This window comes from Sphingomonas molluscorum, assembly GCF_039522995.1.
GTDB classification, from domain to species: domain Bacteria; phylum Pseudomonadota; class Alphaproteobacteria; order Sphingomonadales; family Sphingomonadaceae; genus Sphingomonas; species Sphingomonas molluscorum.
This window is the reverse complement of record NZ_BAAAEL010000008.1, coordinates 1-20,827: the sequence shown is the minus strand read 5'-3', so window position 1 is coordinate 20,827 and position 20,827 is coordinate 1. Positions and strand designations below refer to the sequence as shown.

Sequence of the window (20,827 nt, the reverse complement as noted above, 5' to 3'; positions counted from 1 at the left end):
CAAGAATCATGAGTAGGACCAAGGCTTTGCGGCTAGCGCTCGCGGGCGCGACGATGCTGGCGGCCAGCACGGCAGTGATCACGCCGGCAGCGGCACAGGTCGGGCAGGCATCGCTGCGCGGTACCATCACCGCCCCCGCGGACAATCCCGTGGTGGAGGTCACCGTCGTCGAGGTCTCGACCGGCTTCCGGCGGACCGTGGTCGCGGGCGCGGACGGCAGCTACAACTTCGCGTCGCTGCGGGCGGGCACCTACCGGCTCGAGATCAAGCTGCAGAACGGCACCCGCAACTCCGACAACTTCACCCTCAACGTCGGTCAGAACGCAGGCCTCGACCTCGACCTGAGCGCCGACCAGGGCGCGGGTGCTCCGGCAGCCGAGCAGCCGCAGGACGGCGGAGAGGCCGTCGATACGGCGGATACCAGCGGTGACGTGATCGTGACGGGCAGCCGCCTGCGCTCGCTGACCGGCGGGCAGGTGGGCATCAACATCACCACCCGGCTGATCGAGCAGCTGCCGCAGAACAGCCGCAACTTCCTCGCCTTCGCCGATCTGGCACCGGGCGTGCGCTTCATCGAGGGTTCGGACGGCTCCTCGCGCATCCAGGGCGGCGCACAGGGCAGCAACTCCGTCAACGTGTTCATCGACGGCGTCAGCCAGAAGGACTATGTCCTGCGTGGCGGCCTGACGGGCCAGGACTCGTCGCCGGGCAATCCGTTCCCGCAGCTCGCGATCGGCGAGTATCAGGTGATCTCCTCCAACTACAAGGCGGAGTTCGACCAGGTCGGATCGGTGGCGATCACCGCCACGACCAAGTCGGGTACCAACGAGTTCCACGGCGAAGGTTTCTTCGACTACACCGACGAGAGCCTGCGCGACCGTCGCCCGACCGAAATTTATCCGACCAAGATCGACAAGGTGAAGACGACCGACAAGCAGTTCGGCGTCGCACTGGGCGGTCCGATCGTGAAGGACCTCGCGCACTTCTTCGTGAGCTACGAAGGCAAGCGGCGTGAAGTGCCGGTCGACGTTCTGCCTGCAAACGGCATCTCGGTCGACAGCCTGCCGGAGCAGTACCGCGACCAGTTCGGTACCTACAGCTCCACCTTCAAGCAGGATCTGTATTTCGGCAAGATCGACATCACCCCGACCGACAGCGATCTGCTCGAGTTCACGGGCAAGTATCGCAACGAATCCGGCCTGCAGATCAGCAACGGCATCGCGGCCTATTCGACTGCGACGCTGAGCAAGGTCGAGGAAATCCGCGGCACCGCCCGTTGGCAGCATACTGCCGACAACTGGATCAACGACTTCCGCGTCGGCTACGAGGATGTGAGCTGGGCGCCCCGGCCGGCGACGGACGGCATCAGCCAGCAGTTCCGCCGTTCCGAGGTGAACGGTAGCTCGATCAACACCTACAACCTGTTCCGCATCGGTGCGGGCCTGAACTTCCAGGACAAGGGCCAGACCGGCTGGACCGTCCAGAACGACTTCACCTGGACCGGCTTCGACGGCCACACGATCAAGGCCGGCGTGAAGAGCAAGTGGGTCAAGCTCAATACGCTTGAGCAGAACCTCCTCAACCCGCTCTACAGCTACGACCTCAACCTTCCGGTGGCGGACGGCTTCAACGACGACATCCCGTACCAGCTTCAGTTCGGTGCGGTCGGCTCGCTCGGCGACCCGCGCATCCGTTCGAAGAACTGGCAGCTCGGCCTGTACCTTCAGGACGACTGGGACGTCACCGACCGGCTGACGCTGAACCTGGGCCTGCGCTGGGACTACGAGCGGACGCCGGCGTTCCTCAACTATGTCACCCCGGACGAGGATCTGACGGCGATCTCGCCGGAGAACTACCCGAACCTCATCAACGCCGACTACGACATCAACGATTATATCTCGAACGGGAACAATCGTAAGGCGTTCAAGGGCGCCTGGCAGCCGCGCGTGGGCTTCACCTATCGCTTCGACGAGGCGGGCCGCTTCTCGGTGTTCGGCGGCTACGGCCGGTCCTACGACCGCAACCAGTTCGACTTCCTGCAGCAGGAGCTGGCGACCGGCCGCTTCCAGCGTCGCACCTTCCTGTTCCAGGGTGCCGACACGCAGAACCCGTGCCTGCCGACCAACCCGGTCTGCATCGCCTGGGATCCAGCCTATCTGACGGAGGAAGGCCGTCAGCAGCTGGCGGCACGCGGCACGGCGGGCGGGCGCGAGTTCCGCTTCATCAACAACGACCTGAAGGTTCCGTACTCGGATCAGTTCAGCCTCGGCCTGCGCGGCCGGTTCCAGCCGGTCGAGCTGGAAGTCGGCTACACCCGCATCGTCAGCAAGGACGGCTTCGTCTACCTGCAGGGCAATCGTCGCCCGGACGGCTCGTTCTTCGCACCGTCCCCGACCACGGGCGCGCCGCAGGGCCCGGGCAACTTCTCGCCGGCCGGCTACGGGTCGATCATTATCGGCGACAATGGGCTGGAGACCAAGGCAGACTCGGCATATTTCAAGCTGACCAAGGTCTACTCGGCTGAATCGCCGTGGAGCCTGGATGCGACCTACACCTACACCGAGGCGGAGGATAACCGCCCGAACGGGGACCAGGCCGCTTACTTCCTGCTCGATTTCCCGAGTGCGGCCGATTACCCGTTCGTTCGCTCCGGTGCCGTTCCGCGGCATCGCTTCGTGGTGGCGGGCAGCGTCGATCTGCCGATCGACATGTCGATCTCCGCGAAGTTCCAGATCGAATCGCCGACCTACCTGCGGGCGCTGGTCGATCGGGCGGATCCGTACGAGCGCGTGATCGTCGGTGCAGAGGCGCTCGGCTCGGGCGATCGTTGGGGCCGTCGCCAGCTCGACCTGGCGATCACCAAGTACGTGCCGCTGAACTTCCTCTATGATCAGGCGCGTCTTCGCTTCCGGCTCGACATCATCAACCTGATGAACGACCGCAACTATGTCGACTTCAACAACAGCCCGGACGACACGACGCGGACCCCCGGTTCGCCGAGCGTCTATCGCGAGCGTTCCACCTACAGCATCGGCGGGAACCCGCCGCGCACGGTGAAGCTCTCCGCGGGCTTCTCCTTCTAACTCTCCCTACTCTGGCGGGTGGTGCTGTCGCGCCGCCCGCCAGTTTTGTTGCTCCGCGTTGGTGAAAGGTGTCTCATGTTCGACCGGCGACAGCTTCTTCTGGCCGGGGCGAGTGGTGCGACAGGCCTGCTGGCGGGCTGTGCGCAGACGGAGCGCCTGCTGAGCGCGGCGCTGGGGCCGCTTCCGACGCCCGTGCCCGAGGACGGCGTCGAACTGCCGAGGCTGGTTGCCGAAATCCAGCAGCGCACCTTTCGATATTTCTGGGAAACCACTGATCCGAAGACCGGTCTTGCGCCGGATCGCTGGCCGACTCCCTCGTTCGCGTCGATCGCGGCAGTGGGGTTTGCGCTGACCGCCTATCCGATCGGCGTCGTGCATGGCTGGGTGACGCGAGCCGCGGCGCGGACGCGCACGCTGGCGACGCTCGAATTCTTTGCCAACGCGCCGCAAGGACCGGGTGAAACCGGGTTCAGTGGCTACAAGGGCTTCTTCTACCACTTCCTGGGCGTGACGAGAGGGCATCGCTTCGCCCGAGCAGAGCTTTCGACCGTCGACACGGCGCTGCTGCTCGGCGGGATCCTGTTTGCCCAAAGCTGGTTCGACGGCGACCATCCCGACGAAGTGCGCATCCGCGCGCTCGCAGACCAGATATATGCCGCGGTCGAGTGGAATTGGATCACCCCGCGAGCGCCGTTCCTGTCGATGGGCTGGCACCCGGAGAGCGGGTTCATCCGCCACGACTGGGACATCTACAACGAGGGCATGCTGCTCTACGTGCTGGCGCTGGGCTCGCCGACCCATGCGTTGCCCGGGGAGACCTGGGATGCGTGGTCGCAGCAGTTCGAACCCAGCTGGACGGGGCGCTTCGGCGGCGACCCCTATCTGCACTTCGCCCCCATGTTCGGGCACCAATACAGCCACGTCTGGATCGACTTCCGCGGCATCCGCGACACCTACATGACAGGCAAGGACCTCGACTATTTCGAGAACAGCCGCCGGGCGACCTATGCGCAACGCGCCTACGCTGCCGACAACCCCGCCGGCTGGACCGGCTATAGCGCGGACGTGTGGGGGCTGACCGCGTGCGATGGCCCGGGTGACTTCAAGGTGCGCCTCGACGGACGGGAGCGGGAGTTCTTCAGCTATTCCGCCCGCGGTCCGGGCGACCGGGACGATGGTACGCTGGCGCCAACGGCCGCGCTGGGATCGATCGCCTTCGCGCCCGAGATCGTCGTGCCGGCGGTGGAGGCGATGCACGCCCGCTATGGCGCGGCCATCTATGGGAAATACGGCTTCCTCGATGCGTTCAACCCGACGATGACCGCGCCGAACGTGGGGCTGAAGCACGGCAAGGTCGTGCCCGGCGTCGGCTGGGTCGATGTCGACTATCTCGGCATCGACCAGGGGCCGATCGTCTGCATGATCGAGAATTGGCGTTCCGGCCTCATCTGGAAGACCATGCAGAAGAACCCGCACATCCGCCGCGGGCTTGAGCGGGCGGGCTTCACCGGCGGCTGGCTCTCCGCAGCCGGAGGGGCCGGCGCCTAGCTTTTGCTGGAGGCGCCGGCGGAGCGGCCTAGTTCTTGGTCGCGCCCACCTTGCTGTAGGGGACGAACTCGCTCAGGCCGATCGAGCCGGACGAGAAGCGGCTGGTCCGGCTCACCAGCTGGACGATGTCGATGCTGCACAGCTGCGACGTGAACGTCTTGGTGACGAGGATGTCGTCGTTGTCGAGGGTCGAGGCGCCGGAGGGACGATTGACGTACACGGTGCCGTTGTACATCCGATACAGGATCGCAGTCCGGTCGATGATCTCGGTCGATCGGATGTCCCGCAGGTTGATGCACTTGACGGGTTCTCCCGCTGTGCGCCCTTCGAGCGCCTTGGCGAGCTTCGCCTCGTAGCGGCTGTTGTCCTGGGGCGCGGCGGAGGCAGTACCGCCCGCAAGCAGTGCGGCGGCGAGAAGAGCGAAACGGAGACGCATCGCGGATACCTTTCGTTGATTGCTACGCAAATGCCACAGCGGTGCTGAACGATCGATGAGCAAGATTGTCCCGCGGCTTCATCCGGGTTAGTTGAAACAAAATTACAGGCAGACGGCCAGCAGACGCCGCGCCTGCGAGGAGAGAGAGCCGATGCGTTTCATCGACCATGTCGTCGCGCGAGCCGACGACGCGCCAGCCGGCGGCCGGACGGGCCGCGTGTTCGATCCCAACAGCGGCCAGGTGCAGGCGGAGGTGCGGCTGGGGTCGCGGGCCGACCTCGACCGGGCGGTAGCCGCAGCCGAGGCGGCGCAGCCCGGCTGGGCCGCAACCAACCCGCAGCGTCGGGCTCGCGTCATGTTCCGCTTCAAGGAACTGGTCGAGGCGGAGATGGACAGCCTCGCACGGCTGCTGTCCTCCGAACATGGCAAGGTGCTGGCGGATTCGCGCGGCGACATCCAACGGGGCCTCGAGGTGGTGGAGTTCGCCTGCGGCATCCCCCACGCCTTGAAGGGCGAGTATAGTCTGGGGGCAGGGCCGGGGATCGACGTCTTCTCCATGCGCCAGCCGATCGGCATCGGTGCGGGCATCACCCCGTTCAACTTCCCCGCGATGATCCCGATGTGGATGTTCGGCATCGCGATCGCCTGCGGCAACGCCTTCATCCTCAAACCCAGCGAGCGCGATCCCAGCGTACCGGTGCGTCTGGCCGAACTGATGCTGGAGGCCGGCGCGCCGGAAGGCATTTTGCAGGTCGTGCACGGGGACAAGGAGATGGTGGATGCGATCCTCGACCACCCCGCCATTGCCGGCGTCAGCTTCGTCGGCAGCTCCGACATCGCGCACTACGTGTACCGCCGCGGGGCCGAGGCGGGGAAGCGGGTGCAGGCGATGGGCGGGGCCAAGAACCACGGCGTGGTGCTGCCCGATGCCGACCTCGACCAGGTGGTCGCCGACTTGGCGGGCGCGGCGTTCGGCTCGGCGGGCGAGCGCTGCATGGCGCTGCCGGTGGTGGTGCCGGTTGGCGAGCGTACCGCGGAAGCGCTGCGGGAGAAGCTGATCCCGGCGATCGAGGCGCTTCGCGTCGGGGTCTCGACTGACCCGGAGGCGCATTACGGGCCAGTGGTCACGGCCGAGCACCGCGCGCGGATCGAGGGCTGGATCCAGCGTGGCGTCGAAGAGGGTGCCGAACTCGTCGTCGACGGCCGCGGCTTCGCGCTGCAAGGGCACGAGCAGGGCTTCTTCATCGGCCCCTCGCTGTTCGACCGCGTGACGCCGGACATGGCGAGCTATCGCGAGGAGATCTTCGGCCCGGTGCTCCAGATCGTCCGCGCGCCCGATTTCGAGACGGCGCTGAAGCTCCCGTCCCAGCATCAATACGGCAATGGCGTCGCGATCTTCACCCGCAACGGCCACGCCGCGCGCGAATTCGCCGCGCGGGTGAACGTCGGCATGGTGGGCATCAACGTGCCGATCCCGGTGCCGGTCGCCTATCACAGCTTCGGCGGGTGGAAGCGCTCGGGCTTTGGCGACTCCAACCAGCACGGCATGGAGGGCGTCCGCTTCTGGACGAAGGTGAAAACGGTGACCCAGCGCTGGCCGGACGGATCGGCGCTGCCCACCGGAAGCGAGGACGGCGGGCCCAGCCGCGTGCAGGACGCCTTCGTCATCCCGACGATGGGGTGATCTGCCCATCCAGCCGCAAGGCCGATCGGCCGGAACGACACAGACGAGTTGTACCCTGAACATGACAAACCAGTTCGACCTCACCGAGGACCAGCGCGAGATCCAGGATCTGGCGCGGCGGTTCACCGCCGATCGCATCACGCCGCATGCAGGCGAGTGGGACGAGAAGCACATCTTCCCGCGCGACACGATCAAGGCGGCCGCCGAACTCGGTTTCGCCGCCATCTATGTGTCGGAGGAGCAAGGAGGCATCGGCCTCGGCCGGCTGGAGGCGGCGCTGATCATGGAGGCGATAGCCTATGGCTGTCCCTCCACCAGCGCGTTCATCTCCATCCACAACATGGCGTCGTGGATGCTCGACCGTTTCGGCTCGGACGCGCTCAAGGCCAAGTACCTTCCGGACCTCGTCACGATGGAGCGGATGGCGAGCTATTGCCTGACCGAGCCATCGTCCGGCTCCGACGCTGCGGCGCTGCGAACGCGGGCGGTGCGCGACGGCGACGACTATGTGCTGACCGGCACCAAGCAGTTCATCTCCGGCGCGGGCGAAAACGACGTCTACCTCGTCATGGCGCGAACGGGTGAGGAGGGGCCGCGCGGCATCTCCTGCTTCGTGGTGGAAAAGGAGATGCCGGGCGTCTCCTTTGGGGCGCAGGAGCGCAAGCTCGGGTGGCACTCCCAGCCGACCGCGCAGGTGAACCTGGACGGCGTCCGCGTGCCCGCCGAGAACCTGGTGGGACAGGAAGGCGAGGGGTTCCGCTTCGCCATGATGGGGCTTGACGGGGGGCGGCTGAACATCGGCGCCTGTTCGCTGGGCGGCGCGCAGCGCTGCCTGGACGAGGCGATCCGCTACACCCGCGATCGCAAGCAGTTCGGCCGTGCCATCGCCGACTTCCAGAACACCCAGTTCACGCTCGCCGACATGGATACCGAGCTGCAAGCGGCTCGGGCGCTTCTCTATACCGCGGCGGCCAAGGTCACTGCTGAGGCGCCGGACAAGACGCGCTTTGCCGCGATGGCCAAACGCTTCGCCACGGACACGGGATCGTCCGTGGTCGATCGTGCGCTCCAGCTTCATGGCGGCTACGGCTATCTGATGGACTATCCGATTGAGCGTTTCTGGCGCGACCTGCGCGTCCATTCGATCCTGGAGGGGACGAACCAGGTGATGCGTATGATCGTGGGCCGGGAACTGGTGCGCGAATGAGCGGCGAGGTCCTGACGGCAGTAGAGGGCAAGGCCGGGCGTATCCGGCTCAACCGGCCGCGGGCGCTCCACGCGCTGAACGAGGCGATGTGCGCCACCATGCTGGAGGCGATCGAAGCTTGGCGCGGGGACGCGGCCGTGGAGATCGTGCTGATCGACCATGCCGAGGGCCGCGGCTTCTGCGCCGGGGGCGACGTGCGGCGTGCTGCCGAAAGCGGCAAGGGGGACGGCGTCGAGGCGCGGGCGTTCTTTGCGACCGAATACCGGCTCAACCATCGGCTCTTCGCCTATGCCAAGCCGGTCGTCGCCTTCATGGACGGGGTGGTGATGGGCGGCGGCGTCGGCATCTCCCAGCCGGCGCGCTACCGGATCGCGACCGAGAACACGCTGTTCGCCATGCCGGAGACGGCGATCGGTCTGTTTCCTGACGTGGGCGGCGGCTGGTATCTGTCGCGCCTGCCGGGCCGAGTCGGGCAATATCTCGCGCTGACCGGCGCCCGCATCGGCGGTGCCGAATGCCACGCGCTGGGCCTCGCCACCCATTATATCCCGTCCGAACGCCTGGAGACCGCCAAGGCGCGGCTGAGCGAGGCGCCGCAGGAAGCCGCTGGCATTCTCGACGCACTCTCGGATGAGCCCCAGCCCGCGGCGATCCTGGAGCATCGGGAGGCGATCGATCGCCTGTTTGCGTCGGATCGGCTGGAGGACATCCTGGCGGCTTTGGAGGCGGATGGCGGCGACTGGGCGACTGAGCAACTGTCGGTGCTGCGCAGCCGATCGCCGCTGTCGATGAAGGTCGCACTCAAGCTGCTGCTGGAAGGTGCGACCATGCCGACCTTCGAAGACGAGATGCGCCAGGAATATGCGGTGGCTGCTCACATCGTGCAGCGCCCCGACTTTGCCGAAGGGGTGCGCGCGGTGCTGATCGACAAGGACAACGCGCCACGCTGGGACCCGGCGACGCCCGAGGGCGTGACCGACCACATGATCGACCGCATCTTCGCCCCCCTGGACGCGGAGAGCGAATGGAGCCCCGAGGGCTGAAGGAGACCTGCATTGGCTGAATATGAGACGATCCTGGTCGAGCAGCGCGAGGCGGTGACGCTGATCACGCTCAACCGGCCAAAGGCGCTCAACGCGCTCAATGCGCAGGTGCTCGCCGACCTGATCGCCGTGCTTGCCGCCTTCGACGCAGATGCCTCGCAGGGATGCGCGGTCATTACGGGCAGCGAGAAAGCATTCGCCGCCGGCGCCGACATCAAGGAAATGGCGGAGATGGGCTTTGCCGACATGTACGGCACCAACCATTTCGCCGGGTACGAGCGCATCACCGCCACCCGCAAGCCGGTGATCGCGGCGGTTGCAGGCTATGCGCTGGGCGGCGGCTGCGAACTGGCGATGATGTGCGACTTCATCCTTGCCGCCGACACGGCGAAGTTCGGCCAGCCCGAGATCAAGCTGGGCGTTTCGCCGGGCATGGGCGGGTCGCAGCGGCTGGTGCGCGCCGTCGGCAAGGCTAAGGCGATGGAGATGTGCCTGACCGGCCGGATGATGGATGCCGAGGAGGCGGAGCGCGCCGGCCTCGTCAGTCGGGTGGTACCCGCCGCCGATCTCATGGAGGAAGCGGTGAAGACCGCCGCCACCATCGCAGGCATGGCGCCGCTGGCCGTCAAGGCGAACAAGGAGATGGTGAACGCCGCGTTCGAGACCGGGCTTGCCCAAGGCATCCAGTTCGAGCGTCGGCTGTTCCACGCGCTCTTCGCCACCGCAGACCAGAAGGAAGGCATGGCCGCCTTCGTCGAGAAGCGGCCGGGCAATTGGACGGGCCGCTGAGGCAGGCGGGGAGAGGGTAGAATATGGCACGGATCGGCTTCATCGGCCTGGGCAACATGGGCGGCGGCATGGCCGCGAATCTGGCGAAGGCGGGGCACGACGTCCGCGCCTTCGACCTTTCGCAAGAGGCGCTGGAGCGTGCCCGCAGGGCCGGATGCCTGCCGACGGAGAGCGCGCGGGCGGCTGCCGAGGGCGCCGAGGCGGTGGTGACGATGCTCCCGGCCGGGCAGCACGTCGCACAAGTCTATGAGGAAGCGGTGTTCGGCGTGGCCGCACCGGGGGCGGTTCTGATCGACAGCTCCACCATCGACGTCGCGACCGCGCGCCAGCTGGCCGAGGCGGCGACGGCCAAGGGGCTGCTCGCCGTCGATGCACCGGTCTCCGGCGGGATCGCCGGCGCGGCCGCCGGAACGCTGACCTTCATGGTCGGCGGAAGCGAGGAGGCATTCGCGGCCGCCCAGCCGCTGTTGCAGGCGATGGGCAGAGCGGTGATCCATGCAGGCGGGGCGGGAGCCGGGCAGGCGGCCAAAGCCTGCAACAACATGCTGCTGGGCGCGACCATGATCGCCACCTGCGAGGCGTTCGTCCTGGCCGAGCGGCTGGGCCTCGACCCGCAGACCTTCTACGACATCAGCTCGGCAAGCTCCGGGCAGAGCTGGTCGATGACGACCTATTGCCCCGTTCCGGGCGTGGGGCCGGAAACTCCTGCGGATCACGACTATCAGGGCGGGTTCGCCGCAGCGCTGATGCTCAAGGACCTACGGCTGGCGCTGGACGCGGCGAGCGGCGCCAACGTCGACACGCCGATGGGCGCGCGGGCGGCGGAGCTCTATGGCAGCTTCGTGGCACAAGGGGGTGCCGCCACCGATTTTTCCGGCATCATCCGAATGCTCGGCCGGCAGAGCTGAGGGCAAGCGCCGCCAAGCAGTGCTTGGCCGCGCAGCTCGTTTTTTGACTTGGCTTCCCGGGCACCGGGCGACAGGAGCCGGTCTTCCAACACGGTGGACCGATGCGCCTTCTCTTTGCTCCCATTCTTGCCGGTGCGAACCTGCCGGATCGCCTGCTCGCCTGCCTGGGCGGGGTGCTTGGGATCGCGCTCACCAGTGCGATCAGCTTCTGGGCGCTCGGCGACACGACGTCACTGCCGCTGCTGGTCGCGCCCATGGGCGCGGCGGCGGTGCTGGTGTTCGCGGTGCCGGCGAGCCCGCTTGCGCAGCCCTGGTCCGTCGTTGGCGGCAACATCGTATCCGCGCTGGTAGGGGTGACGGCGGCGAAGTTGGTGCCGGTGCCGCACCTGGCGGCGGGGATCGCGGTCGGCGGCGCAATCCTGGCGATGTCGCTGCTGCGCTGCCTCCACCCGCCAGGGGGTGCCGCGGCATTGACGGCGGTGGTCGGCGGCCCTGCGGTGCTGTCGGCCGGCTATGGTTTCGCGTTCGTGCCGGTGGGCATCAATGCCGTGCTGCTGATGCTGGCGGGAGTCCTGTTCCACCGCTTCTCAGGGCACTCGTACCCGCACCGGCCGGTGCCGGTCGCGCCACGTGCGCCCTTGCCCGTCGAGAGCGTCCCGCACCCGGAGGATCTGGACCGCGCGCTGGAGGACCTCGGCGAGACGTTCGACGTCAGCAAGGAGGATCTCGACCTGCTGTTCCAGCGGGTGGAGCATCACGCGAACGAGAGGCGCGCGCGCAAGTGATCCTAGGCGCGCTCCGTGCTCCCGTGTTCGCTGATCAATCGCGACCGGCGATCGTCGCGCCGACATGCTCCTGGCCGCGGGCCTCGGCGAGCTTCTCCTGTCGGTGCCGCTCGGCATAGCGGGCGCGGTCCTCGTCGCTGCGCTGATGGTAGCAGGCGGGGCAGCTGACGCCTTCCTCGAAGAGCGGTGATGCCTGGTCGGCGACGCTCACCGGCATGCGGCAGGCATGGCACAATGCGTGGCTGCCTGGCGCCAGGCCATGACCCACCGCGACCCGCTGGTCGAAGACGAAGCATTCGCCGTTCCAGCGGCTGTCCGCCTCCGGCACCGTCTCCAGATATTTCAGGATGCCGCCCTTAAGGTGGTAGACCTCGTCCACGCCCTCCGCCCGCAGCATTGCCGTCGCCTTTTCGCAGCGGATGCCGCCGGTGCAGAACATCGCCACTTTGCTCTTGCCCGCCAGCAGTTCGTCGCGGTGCTCGCGGAACCAACGCGGGAAGTCGCGAAAGCTCTCCGTCTGCGGATCGACGGCCCCTTCGAAGGTGCCGACCGCCACCTCATAGGCGTTGCGCGTGTCGATCAGCACCACCTCCGGATCGGCGATCAGGTCGTTCCATTGCTCCGGTGCGACATAGGTGCCGACCTGGCCGACGGGATCGACTTCCGGCTCGCCCATGGTGACGATCTCCTGCTTCAGCCGCACCTTCATGCGATGGAAGGGCATGGTCGCCGCGCGCGACTCCTTGTGCTCCAGTTCCGCGCAGCCCGGCAGTGCGCGGATGGCGGCGAGCGCCCCGTCGATGGCCGCATCCGTGCCCGCGATCGTGCCGTTGATCCCCTCCGGCGCGAGCAGCAGCGTGCCTTTCACGCCGAGGCTGCAGCACGTCTGGGCGAGGGGACCCCGCAACGCGGCCGGGTCGGCGAGGGAGGTAAAGCGGTACAGCGCGATGACGCGGATCGGCAACGGATCGAACACGGTGGTTCTCGGGAAGATGGGGATTGCCGCTGCTCTAGAGGATCGCGTCGTCGCCCGCCAGCAGCGCCACGACGCTTCTCGGCTGTTTCACGCACGCGCAACTTTCGTTCGCGAAAACCCATGCTACACTCGGGCAAAACAGAACGAATGGAGAGGCCATTTGACCCCCGACTTCGACTTCGCGCTCGGCGAGATGGCCGACGCGATCCGCGAGACCACACGCCGCTTCTCTGCGGATCGAATCGCGCCCCTTGCCGCGCGGGTGGATGCGGAAGACTGGTTCCCGCGCGACCTGTGGCCTGAGATGGGTGCGCTCGGCCTGCACGGCATCACCGTGGAGGAAGAGTTCGGTGGGCTGGGCCTCGGCTACCTCGAGCATGTCGTCGCGGTCGAGGAAGTCAGCCGCGCCTCCGCCTCGATCGGGCTGAGCTATGGCGCGCACTCCAACTTGTGCGTCAACCAGATCCGCCGCTGGGGCAATGCCGAGCAGAAGGCGAAGTATCTGCCCAAGCTGATCTCCGGCGAGCATGTCGGCAGCCTGGCTATGTCCGAGGCGGGCGCCGGCTCCGACGTGGTGTCGATGAAGCTGCGCGCAGAGGCGGCCGACGGCGGATTTCGCCTCAACGGCACCAAATTTTGGATCACCAACGCCGCCTATGCCGACACGCTGGTGGTCTATGCCAAGACCGGCGAGGGGAGCCGCGGCATCACCGCCTTCCTGATCGAAAAGGACGTGGCCGGCTTCTCGATCGGGCAGAAGATCGACAAGATGGGCATGCGCGGCAGCCCCACCGCCGAGCTGGTGTTCAACGACTGTTTCGTGCCCGAAGAGAACGTGATGGGGCCGCTGAATGGTGGCGTCGGCGTGCTGATGTCGGGGCTCGATTACGAGCGCGCGGTGCTGGCCGGCATCCAACTCGGCATCATGCAGGCCTGTCTCGACGTGGTGCTGCCGTTCGTGCGCGAGCGGCGCCAGTTCGGCCGGCCGATCGGCGAGTTCCAGCTGATGCAGGCCAAGGTCGCCGACATGTACGTCGCACTCAATTCGGCGCGGGCCTACGTCTATGCCGTCGCGCGCAGCTGCGACGCCGGGCCGACGACGCGCTTCGACGCGGCGGGTGCGATCCTGCTGGCGAGCGAGAATGCCGTGAAGGTCGCACTGGAGGCGATCCAGGCGCTGGGCGGGGCGGGCTATACCAGGGATTGGCCGGTCGAACGCTTCCTGCGCGACGCCAAGCTGCTGGATATCGGCGCGGGCACGAACGAGATCCGGCGGATGTTGATCGGGCGGGAGCTGGTCGGCAACAACCCGCCGGTGGCGCAGTGATCCTCCCCGGAACGGGGAGGGGGACCGCCGGCGCAGCCGGTGGTGGAGGGGGCTCGCCGCACACGCCCCTCTTGCCGCACGCCCCCTCCACCAGCCTGCGGCTGGTCCCCCTCCCCGCGAGCGGGGAGGAGCTGTCATGACCGCCCCCGTCCTCGCCACCAACGTCGCACCCGATAGTGAGGCGTTCAAAGCCAACGCCGCGCACAATCGCGCGCTGGCCGAGCGGCTGCGCGCCGACGTCGCTGCGGCCGCACAAGGCGGCGGCGAGCGCGCCCGCGAGCGCCACACCGCGCGCGGCAAGCTGCTGCCGCGCGACCGCGTCGAGCGGCTGCTCGACCCGGGCTCGCCGTTCCTGGAGATCGGCCAGCTCGCCGCGCACGATCTCTACGGCGGCGAGGTGCCGGGCGCCGGGGTGATCGCCGGCATCGGCCGCGTCTCCGGCCGGCAGGTGATGATCGTCTGCAACGACGCGACGGTGAAGGGCGGGACCTATTACCCGCTCACCGTCAAGAAGCATCTGCGCGCGCAGGAGATCGCCGAGGCCAACCGGCTGCCGTGCATCTATCTGGTCGACAGCGGCGGCGCCAACCTGCCGCACCAGGCCGAGGTGTTTCCGGACCGCGATCACTTCGGCCGGATCTTCTTTAACCAGGCGAACATGTCGGCGCTCGGCATCCCGCAGATCGCCTGCGTGATGGGCAGCTGCACCGCCGGCGGCGCCTATGTTCCCGCCATGTCGGACGAGAGCGTGATCGTGCGCAACCAGGGCACGATCTTCCTCGCCGGCCCGCCGCTGGTGAAGGCGGCGACCGGCGAGGAGATCAGCGCCGAGGAACTGGGCGGGGCGGAGACCCACGGCCGCACCTCCGGCGTGGTCGATCATGTCGCCGAGAACGACGAGCACGCGCTGACGATCGTGCGCGACATCGTTTCGACGCTGCCGCCGCCGGCGGAAGCGAGCGTCAACCGCCAGCCGCCGCGCCCGCCCAGGCACGACCCGGAGGAGCTCTACGGCATCGTGCCGCAGGACGTGCGCGCGCCCTATGACGTGCACGAGGTGATCGCGCGGCTGGTCGACGGCAGCGAGTTCCACGCGTTCAAGCCGCTCTATGGAAGCAGCCTGGTGTGCGGCTTCGCCCACATCTGGGGCCAGCCGGTCGCGATCCTCGCTAACAACGGCGTGCTGTTCAGCGAAAGCGCGGTCAAGGGCGCGCACTTCATCGAGCTCGCCTGCCAGCGCCGCGTGCCGCTGCTGTTCCTCCAGAACATCTCGGGCTTCATGGTGGGCGGCAAATATGAGGCGGAAGGCATCGCCAAGCACGGCGCCAAGCTGGTGACCGCGGTCGCCACCGCCTCGGTGCCCAAGATCACGGTGCTGATCGGCGGCAGCTTTGGCGCCGGCAACTACGGCATGTGCGGGCGGGCCTATAGTCCGCGATTCCTGTTCAGCTGGCCCAATAGCCGGATCAGCGTGATGGGCGGCGAGCAGGCAGCGAGCGTGCTCGCCACGGTCCACCGCGATGCTGCCACCTGGTCGCCGGAGGAAGCGGAGGCGTTCAAGGCGCCGGTTCGTCAGAAGTACGAGGATGAGGGCAACCCCTGGCATGCCACCGCCCGGTTGTGGGACGATGGCATCATCGATCCCGTGCAGACCCGCGACGTGCTGGGGCTCGCGCTGGCGGCGACGCTGGAAGCGCCGATCCCGGAGACGCCGCGCTTCGGCGTGTTCCGGATGTGAGTGGCGTGGTCGCATCGATTCCTCCCCAGAACGGGGAGGGGGACCAGCCGCAGGCTGGTGGAGGGGGAGCGCCGCGTACGCTTCGGCCGGAGGTCGCGCGGGCGCGCTCGTTGCGTCGGCAGATGACGACCCCTGAGGTGCTGCTGTGGCAGCAACTCAGGGGTCGCCAGCTCGGGGTGCGTTTCCGCCGACAGCATCCTCTCGGTCCTTACATCGCCGACTTCTTCTGCGCGTCTGCGTCTTTGGCGGTAGAAGTTGATGGCACCGCGCACGACTACGGAGACAGACCGGCGCGAGATGCGGAGCGCGACCGCTTCCTCAGCGACAACGGTATCGATGTGCTGCGCCTCTATGCCTCCGACGTACTGCGCGACATTGGTTCGGTGCTCGCCGCCATCGCAGCGCGCGTGGCCCGCCCCCTCCACCAGCCTGCGGCTGGTCCCCCTCCCCGTGCCGGGGAGGAGCAGGAGTTTCTATGATTCAGTCTCTTCTCATCGCCAATCGGGGCGAGATCGCGTGCCGGATCATCGGCACGGCGCGGCGGCTGGGGATTCGCACCGTTGCCGTCTATTCAGAGGCCGACGCCAACGCGCGGCACGTGCGGCTGGCGGATGCGGCGGTGGCGATCGGGCCGGCGCCGGCGCGCGAGAGCTATCTGGTGGGCGAGCGCATCCTTGCCGCCGCGCGCGAGAGCGGGGCGGAGGCGATCCATCCGGGCTATGGCTTCCTGTCCGAGAATGCCGACTTCGCCGAGGCGGTGGTCGCCGCCGGGCTGGTGTGGGTCGGGCCCGACCCGGCGAGCATCCGCGCCATGGGGCTGAAAGACGCCGCCAAGCAGCGGATGATCGACGCCGGCGTGCCGGTGACGCCGGGCTATCTGGGCGAGGACCAGAGCCCCGAGCGGCTGGCGGCCGAGGCGCAGGCGATCGGCTATCCGGTGCTGATCAAGGCGGTGGCCGGCGGCGGCGGCAAGGGAATGCGGCGCGTCGACGATGCCGCGCAGTTCGCCGAACTGCTCCAGTCGTGCCGGCGCGAGGCGGCATCGGCGTTCGGCGACGACCGCGTACTGATCGAGAAATACATCGCCCGCCCGCGCCACATCGAGGTGCAGGTGTTCGGCGACACCCACGGGAATGTCGTCCACCTGTTCGAGCGCGACTGCTCGTTGCAGCGCCGTCACCAGAAGGTGATCGAGGAAGCCCCGGCCCCCGGCATGGACCCGGCCACGCGCGAGGCGATCTGTGCGGCGGCGGTGCGGGCGGCCAAGGCGGTCGACTATGTCGGCGCCGGCACCATCGAGTTCATCGCCGACGCATCCGAGGGCCTGCGCGCCGACCGTATCTGGTTCATGGAAATGAACACGCGGCTGCAAGTTGAGCATCCGGTGACCGAGGAGATCACCGGGCAGGATCTGGTCGAATGGCAGCTGCTTGTGGCGTCTGGCGAGCCGTTGCCGAAGCGGCAGGAGGAACTGGCGATCGACGGCTGGGCCATGGAGGCGCGGCTCTATGCCGAAGACCCCGCTCAAGACTTTCTCCCAAGCGTAGGCACACTTGAGTATTTTCGTCTCCCAAAGCTGCGTCGCGGCAAGCGGTATCGGATCGAAACCGGTGTGGAGCAGGGCGACGAGATCTCACCCTTTTACGATCCGATGATCGCGAAGTTGGTGACGAAAGGGGTCAACCGGCAGGAGGCAATTGACAACTTAAAAGAGCTGACTGCGGACGTGCGCTGCTGGCCGGTCAAAACAAACGCCGGTTTCTTACACCTTCTTCTTTGGGACGGTGCGTTCGACGCGGGTGACATGGATACCGGTTTGATCGCACGCGAAGGGGAAGACTTGATCCCAGATGCACAAGCCCCTGAAGCCGTATTGCAGGCTGTTGCGCACCTTGTAGTGGATAATGCTTTCGGGGGCACGGCAACCGATATCAGGGGAACGTGGCTTAACGTCGACCGTGGCCCACGGAGTCTCCAAGGGTTCCGCCTCAATCAAGCTCCCGCTCCAGTCTTAGTCCGTTTGGACGACAGCAAACGAACATACGACGTCGTGTTTTCGGATCGAAGCATTGACCATTGTCCGTGGGTTGAAAGCCGGAACGGTGGGTGGGTTGTTACCGAAGATGGCGTAACGTGGCTCTTCCGCGAACACCGTGCTTCTGGAATTGTGGCCGGAGCTGCTGCCGACGGAGCGATCCTCAGCCCAATGCCGGGTCGCGTGACTTCAGTCGAGGTCACGAACGGAGCTATCGTCACGAAGGGCCAGCGGCTCGTGACGCTGGAGGCGATGAAGATGGAGCACGGGTTGGTCGCGCCGTTCGACGGGACGATTGCCGAGTTGCCGGCAGCAGCGGGTGCACAGGTGCGCGAAGGCTCGCTGCTCGTGCGCGTCGAGCGGGAGGAAGGCTGATGGCGGGACGCTTCTACGACCAGTGGCAGGTGGGCGACCGGCTGGCCCACGACATCCGCCGCACCGTGACCGAGACCGACAACCTGCTGTTCTCGACCATGACCCACAACCCGCAGCCGCTGCACCTGGATGCCGAGGCGGCGCGCGCCTCGGAGTTCGGGCAGATCCTGGTCAACGGTACCTTCACCTTCGCGCTGATGGTGGGGCTTTCGGTCGGCGACACGACGCTCGGCACGCTGGTCGCGAACCTGGGCTACGACAAGCTGGTCCATCCGCAGCCGGTGTTCCTGGGCGACACGCTGCGCGCCGAAACCGAAGTGGTGGAGCTGCGCGACAGCCGGTCGCGGCCCTATGCCGGGATCGTCACCTTCCGCCACCAGCTGTTCAATCAGCGCGACGTGGTCGTGTGCGACTGCCTGCGTACCGCGCTGCTGCGGCGGAGCCCGGCATGAGGCTGCGATCGCTGCTGTTCGTGCCTGCCGACCGGCCCGAACGCTTCACCAAGGCGGCAGCGAGCGGCGCGGATGCGATCATCCTCGACCTGGAGGACTCGGTGCATCCGGACGCCAAGGATGTGGCGGCGCGAGAGGTGGCGACGTTCCTGGGACAGCCGGCGGACGGTGTCCTGCGGCTGGTGCGAATCAATCCGTTGGATGGAGGGCGCCTGGATGCCGACCTTGCCGCCGCCCGACGTGCCGATGGCATCGTGCTGCCCAAGGCGGAGGGCGCGGCGAGCATCCGCCGGCTCGTGGATCGGCTTGGAGGCGACGGTCCCCGGGTTCTTCCGATCGCGACGGAGACGCCCGCCGCGGTCTTCGCGCTCGGCAGCTATTTGGAAGTCGCGGACCACCTGCTCGGGATCAGCTGGGGTGCGGAGGACCTGCCGGCAGCGATCGGCGCTGCCACCTCCCGGGAGGAGGACGGGCGCTACACGCCTCCCTATCAGATGGTACGCGCGCTCGCCTTGTTCGGCGCGCACGCGGCCGGTGTGGCCGCGATCGACACCGTGTACCCGGCGCTGGCCGATCAAGAAGGACTGGCGCGCTATGCGGCGCGCGCGGCGCGGGACGGGTTCACGGGCATGCTCGCGCTCCACCCCGCGCAGGTACCCGTCATCAACGCCGCCTTCACGCCGACGCCCGATCAGCTTGAGGAAGCGCGGGCGGTGATTGCCGCCTTCGCCGCTGCGCCGGGGGCAGGGGTGCTGCGCTACGAGGGGCGCATGCTCGACGCGCCACACCTGAAGCAGGCGCAGCGCCTGCTCGCCCGAGCGAGCGCTTAGGCTCCGACCTCCGGCACCAGCTGTACCCCCAAAGACGCCAGCGCGTCCCAATAGCCGGGGTAGGTCTTCGCTACGCATCCCGGATCGAGGATACGGATCCCGCCGATCTTCAGGCCCGCCAGGGAGAAGGCCATCGCGATGCGGTGATCGGCGTAGGTCTCGATCGCGGTCGGCAGCGTCTGGCCGGCAAGTCCTGGATCGCCATGGACCAGCAGGTCGTCCCCCTGTTCCTCGGCGAGGCCGCTGCGGATGCGGTTGAGTTCGGTTGAAAGTGCGCGGATGCGATCGCATTCCTTGACGCGCAGGTTCGCGATGCCCGTGAAACGCACGGGCCGCGCATTGAACGCGGCCAGCACAGCGAGCGTCGGTATCGCATCCTGCATCTGCGAACCGTCGATCACGCCCGGCATCTTGGGAAAGGCGGCGATCAGCGCCTGCGCCTTTGCGTCGGGTTGGCTGAAGCGATCCGGCGCCAGGCCGATGTCGATATCGCCGCCCGTTAGAACTTCCGCCGCCCAGAGATAGGTGGCTGCCGAGGCGTCGGGCTCCACCATCGCGTCTGCTGCCTGATAGCCCGTGGCAGCGACGCGCCACCCCGTTTCGCCCAACGGCGTGACGTGCCCCCCGAAGGTCTTCATCGCAGCGAGCGTCAGGTCGATATAGCCGCGGGCGCCGATGTCGCCCCCGGCCAGCACGACCTCGACCGGGCCCTTCGCGCAGGCTGCTGCGATCAGCAGTGCCGAGACATATTGGCTGGAAAGCCCCGCGTCGACGATTACCCGCCCGCCCGGGATGCCGGCTCCTTCTACACGGACCGGCGGGCATCCGCTCGGCGCGTCGATCGTAACCCCCATGCGGCGCAGCGCCTCCACCAGCGGCGCGATCGGCCGTTTGCGCATATGGGCATCGCCATCCAGGATCGTGGTCCCCTGGATCGTGGCGGCAGCGGCGGTCAGGAAGCGCATCGCCGTTCCCGCATTGCCCAGGAACAGCGGCTCGGCAGAAGGGCGCAAGGTGCCGGAAGCGGTCACTACGAAGCTGGTCGGGTCGGGCTCCTCGACGTTTACCCCCAGCATTCGCAGCGCTGCCGCCATATGTTTCGTGTCATCGCTCTTGAGCGCCCCCGTAAGACGGCTCGTGCCGCGCGCCAGCGCCGCGATCAGCAACATGCGATTCGTGATCGACTTCGATCCCGGCAACGCCACGCGACCGCTGAGCGGCGTCTGGGGCGGAACGATCGTCAATGCGGAAGCGGGCTTGGTCATGGATCGCCTTACTCATGCGCGGGGAATAAGAGGCAGATCACGCGCGGAGAGCCGATAGGCAAGGGGACGGACGGGTCGGAAATGACCCCGGAAGGCGGCGATTCGACCGGACGAGCCCTTCAAACAAGCTACGGGGCTTCAAAAAAAGCGCAGATTTCCGCGGCTTAGAGTGAAAAATGCAACATTTTTGAAAAATGGGTTTGACGGGTTTGGGTGATGCCTCTAGAGACCCGTTCACCGCAGCGGCGCACCGAACGGAGCGCTTGCTGAGGTCGCAGAAAACCTGGTGCTGAGCGCCTCTTGAAAGAGGGGTTTGCTGGAGCGCCGGCGTTTTGTTCTTTGACAT

Annotated in this window: 18 protein-coding genes; 14 read left to right on the top strand and 4 right to left on the bottom strand. The window is 67.2% G+C overall.

Annotated features, from left to right (window positions below; all coding sequences use genetic code 11):
• The first annotated feature begins 8 nt into the window (after nucleotides 1-8).
• Both ABDZ92_RS09420 and ABDZ92_RS09415 read left to right on the top strand, forming a co-directional pair.
• Nucleotides 9-3,083, top strand: coding sequence for a TonB-dependent receptor (locus ABDZ92_RS09420; RefSeq protein WP_241211811.1), 3,075 nt, complete (start codon nucleotides 9-11; stop codon nucleotides 3,081-3,083).
• Between the two features lie 75 nt (nucleotides 3,084-3,158).
• Nucleotides 3,159-4,631: a glucoamylase family protein gene (locus ABDZ92_RS09415; RefSeq protein ID WP_125960481.1), complete on the top strand. Its 1,473-nt coding sequence runs from the start codon at nucleotides 3,159-3,161 to the stop codon at nucleotides 4,629-4,631.
• Between the two features lie 28 nt (nucleotides 4,632-4,659).
• On the opposite strand, the gene ABDZ92_RS09410 is transcribed toward ABDZ92_RS09415, so the two are convergent.
• A complete protein-coding gene (locus tag ABDZ92_RS09410) occupies nucleotides 4,660-5,067 on the bottom strand; it encodes a hypothetical protein (RefSeq protein WP_125960480.1) in 408 nt (135 codons plus the stop codon).
• 151 nt (nucleotides 5,068-5,218) lie between these two features.
• Between ABDZ92_RS09410 and ABDZ92_RS09405 the strand changes: the two genes are divergently transcribed.
• From ABDZ92_RS09405 to ABDZ92_RS09380, 6 genes are all read left to right on the top strand, one after another.
• A complete protein-coding gene (locus ABDZ92_RS09405; protein WP_125960479.1) occupies nucleotides 5,219-6,751 on the top strand; it encodes a CoA-acylating methylmalonate-semialdehyde dehydrogenase in 1,533 nt (510 codons plus the stop codon).
• A 61-nt stretch (nucleotides 6,752-6,812) separates the two neighbouring features.
• Entirely contained in the window at nucleotides 6,813-7,958 is a 1,146-nt protein-coding gene (locus tag ABDZ92_RS09400) for an acyl-CoA dehydrogenase family protein (RefSeq protein WP_125960478.1), read from the top strand.
• Entirely contained in the window at nucleotides 7,955-9,001 is a 1,047-nt protein-coding gene (locus tag ABDZ92_RS09395) for an enoyl-CoA hydratase/isomerase family protein (protein WP_125960477.1), read from the top strand. The genes ABDZ92_RS09400 and ABDZ92_RS09395 overlap by 4 nt, the downstream gene beginning before the upstream one ends.
• A 12-nt stretch (nucleotides 9,002-9,013) precedes the next feature.
• Entirely contained in the window at nucleotides 9,014-9,790 is a 777-nt protein-coding gene (locus tag ABDZ92_RS09390) for an enoyl-CoA hydratase (protein ID WP_125960476.1), read from the top strand.
• A gap of 23 nt (nucleotides 9,791-9,813) precedes the next feature.
• The gene (gene mmsB / locus ABDZ92_RS09385) at nucleotides 9,814-10,698 is read left to right on the top strand and encodes a 3-hydroxyisobutyrate dehydrogenase (protein ID WP_125960475.1); all 885 of its coding nucleotides are present in this window, start codon (nucleotides 9,814-9,816) and stop codon (nucleotides 10,696-10,698) included.
• Nucleotides 10,699-10,799: 101 nt separating this feature from the next.
• Complete coding sequence (locus ABDZ92_RS09380; RefSeq protein WP_125960474.1) at nucleotides 10,800-11,483, top strand: HPP family protein; 684 nt, start codon at nucleotides 10,800-10,802, stop codon at nucleotides 11,481-11,483.
• A 34-nt stretch (nucleotides 11,484-11,517) separates the two neighbouring features.
• Here the strand turns inward: ABDZ92_RS09380 and trhO are convergent, their stop codons facing one another.
• Nucleotides 11,518-12,459 (bottom strand): oxygen-dependent tRNA uridine(34) hydroxylase TrhO, encoded by a 942-nt coding sequence (gene trhO / locus ABDZ92_RS09375; RefSeq protein WP_241211810.1) that lies wholly within the window; start codon nucleotides 12,457-12,459, stop codon nucleotides 11,518-11,520.
• A 160-nt stretch (nucleotides 12,460-12,619) separates the two neighbouring features.
• On the opposite strand from trhO, the gene ABDZ92_RS09370 reads away from it, so the two are divergent.
• From ABDZ92_RS09370 to ABDZ92_RS09345, 6 genes are all read left to right on the top strand, one after another.
• The gene (locus ABDZ92_RS09370) at nucleotides 12,620-13,786 is read left to right on the top strand and encodes an isovaleryl-CoA dehydrogenase (protein ID WP_125960473.1); all 1,167 of its coding nucleotides are present in this window, start codon (nucleotides 12,620-12,622) and stop codon (nucleotides 13,784-13,786) included.
• 136 nt (nucleotides 13,787-13,922) lie between these two features.
• Complete coding sequence (locus ABDZ92_RS09365) at nucleotides 13,923-15,524, top strand: carboxyl transferase domain-containing protein (protein ID WP_125960472.1); 1,602 nt, start codon at nucleotides 13,923-13,925, stop codon at nucleotides 15,522-15,524.
• Complete coding sequence (locus ABDZ92_RS09360) at nucleotides 15,407-16,003, top strand: endonuclease domain-containing protein (RefSeq protein ID WP_343762558.1); 597 nt, start codon at nucleotides 15,407-15,409, stop codon at nucleotides 16,001-16,003. The genes ABDZ92_RS09365 and ABDZ92_RS09360 overlap by 118 nt, the downstream gene beginning before the upstream one ends.
• Nucleotides 16,000-17,934 carry an acetyl/propionyl/methylcrotonyl-CoA carboxylase subunit alpha gene (locus ABDZ92_RS09355; protein ID WP_272695557.1) on the top strand — a complete coding sequence of 645 codons (1,935 nt, stop codon included), beginning with the start codon at nucleotides 16,000-16,002 and terminating at the stop codon, nucleotides 17,932-17,934. The genes ABDZ92_RS09360 and ABDZ92_RS09355 overlap by 4 nt, the downstream gene beginning before the upstream one ends.
• On the top strand, nucleotides 17,934-18,386 hold the full coding sequence (locus ABDZ92_RS09350; protein ID WP_125960469.1) for a MaoC family dehydratase: 453 nt from the start codon (nucleotides 17,934-17,936) through the stop codon (nucleotides 18,384-18,386). The genes ABDZ92_RS09355 and ABDZ92_RS09350 overlap by 1 nt, the downstream gene beginning before the upstream one ends.
• The gene (locus tag ABDZ92_RS09345; RefSeq protein ID WP_272695556.1) at nucleotides 18,383-19,216 is read left to right on the top strand and encodes an HpcH/HpaI aldolase/citrate lyase family protein; all 834 of its coding nucleotides are present in this window, start codon (nucleotides 18,383-18,385) and stop codon (nucleotides 19,214-19,216) included. Before ABDZ92_RS09350 ends, ABDZ92_RS09345 begins: the two co-directional genes overlap by 4 nt.
• Here the strand turns inward: ABDZ92_RS09345 and aroA are convergent.
• A complete protein-coding gene (aroA, locus tag ABDZ92_RS09340) occupies nucleotides 19,213-20,481 on the bottom strand; it encodes a 3-phosphoshikimate 1-carboxyvinyltransferase (protein WP_272695555.1) in 1,269 nt (422 codons plus the stop codon). The two genes, ABDZ92_RS09345 and aroA, sit on opposite strands and share 4 nt — an antisense overlap.
• 164 nt (nucleotides 20,482-20,645) lie before the next feature.
• On the bottom strand, nucleotides 20,646-20,827 hold a 182-nt coding region (locus tag ABDZ92_RS09335; RefSeq protein ID WP_343762553.1), incomplete at its 5' end, for a hypothetical protein.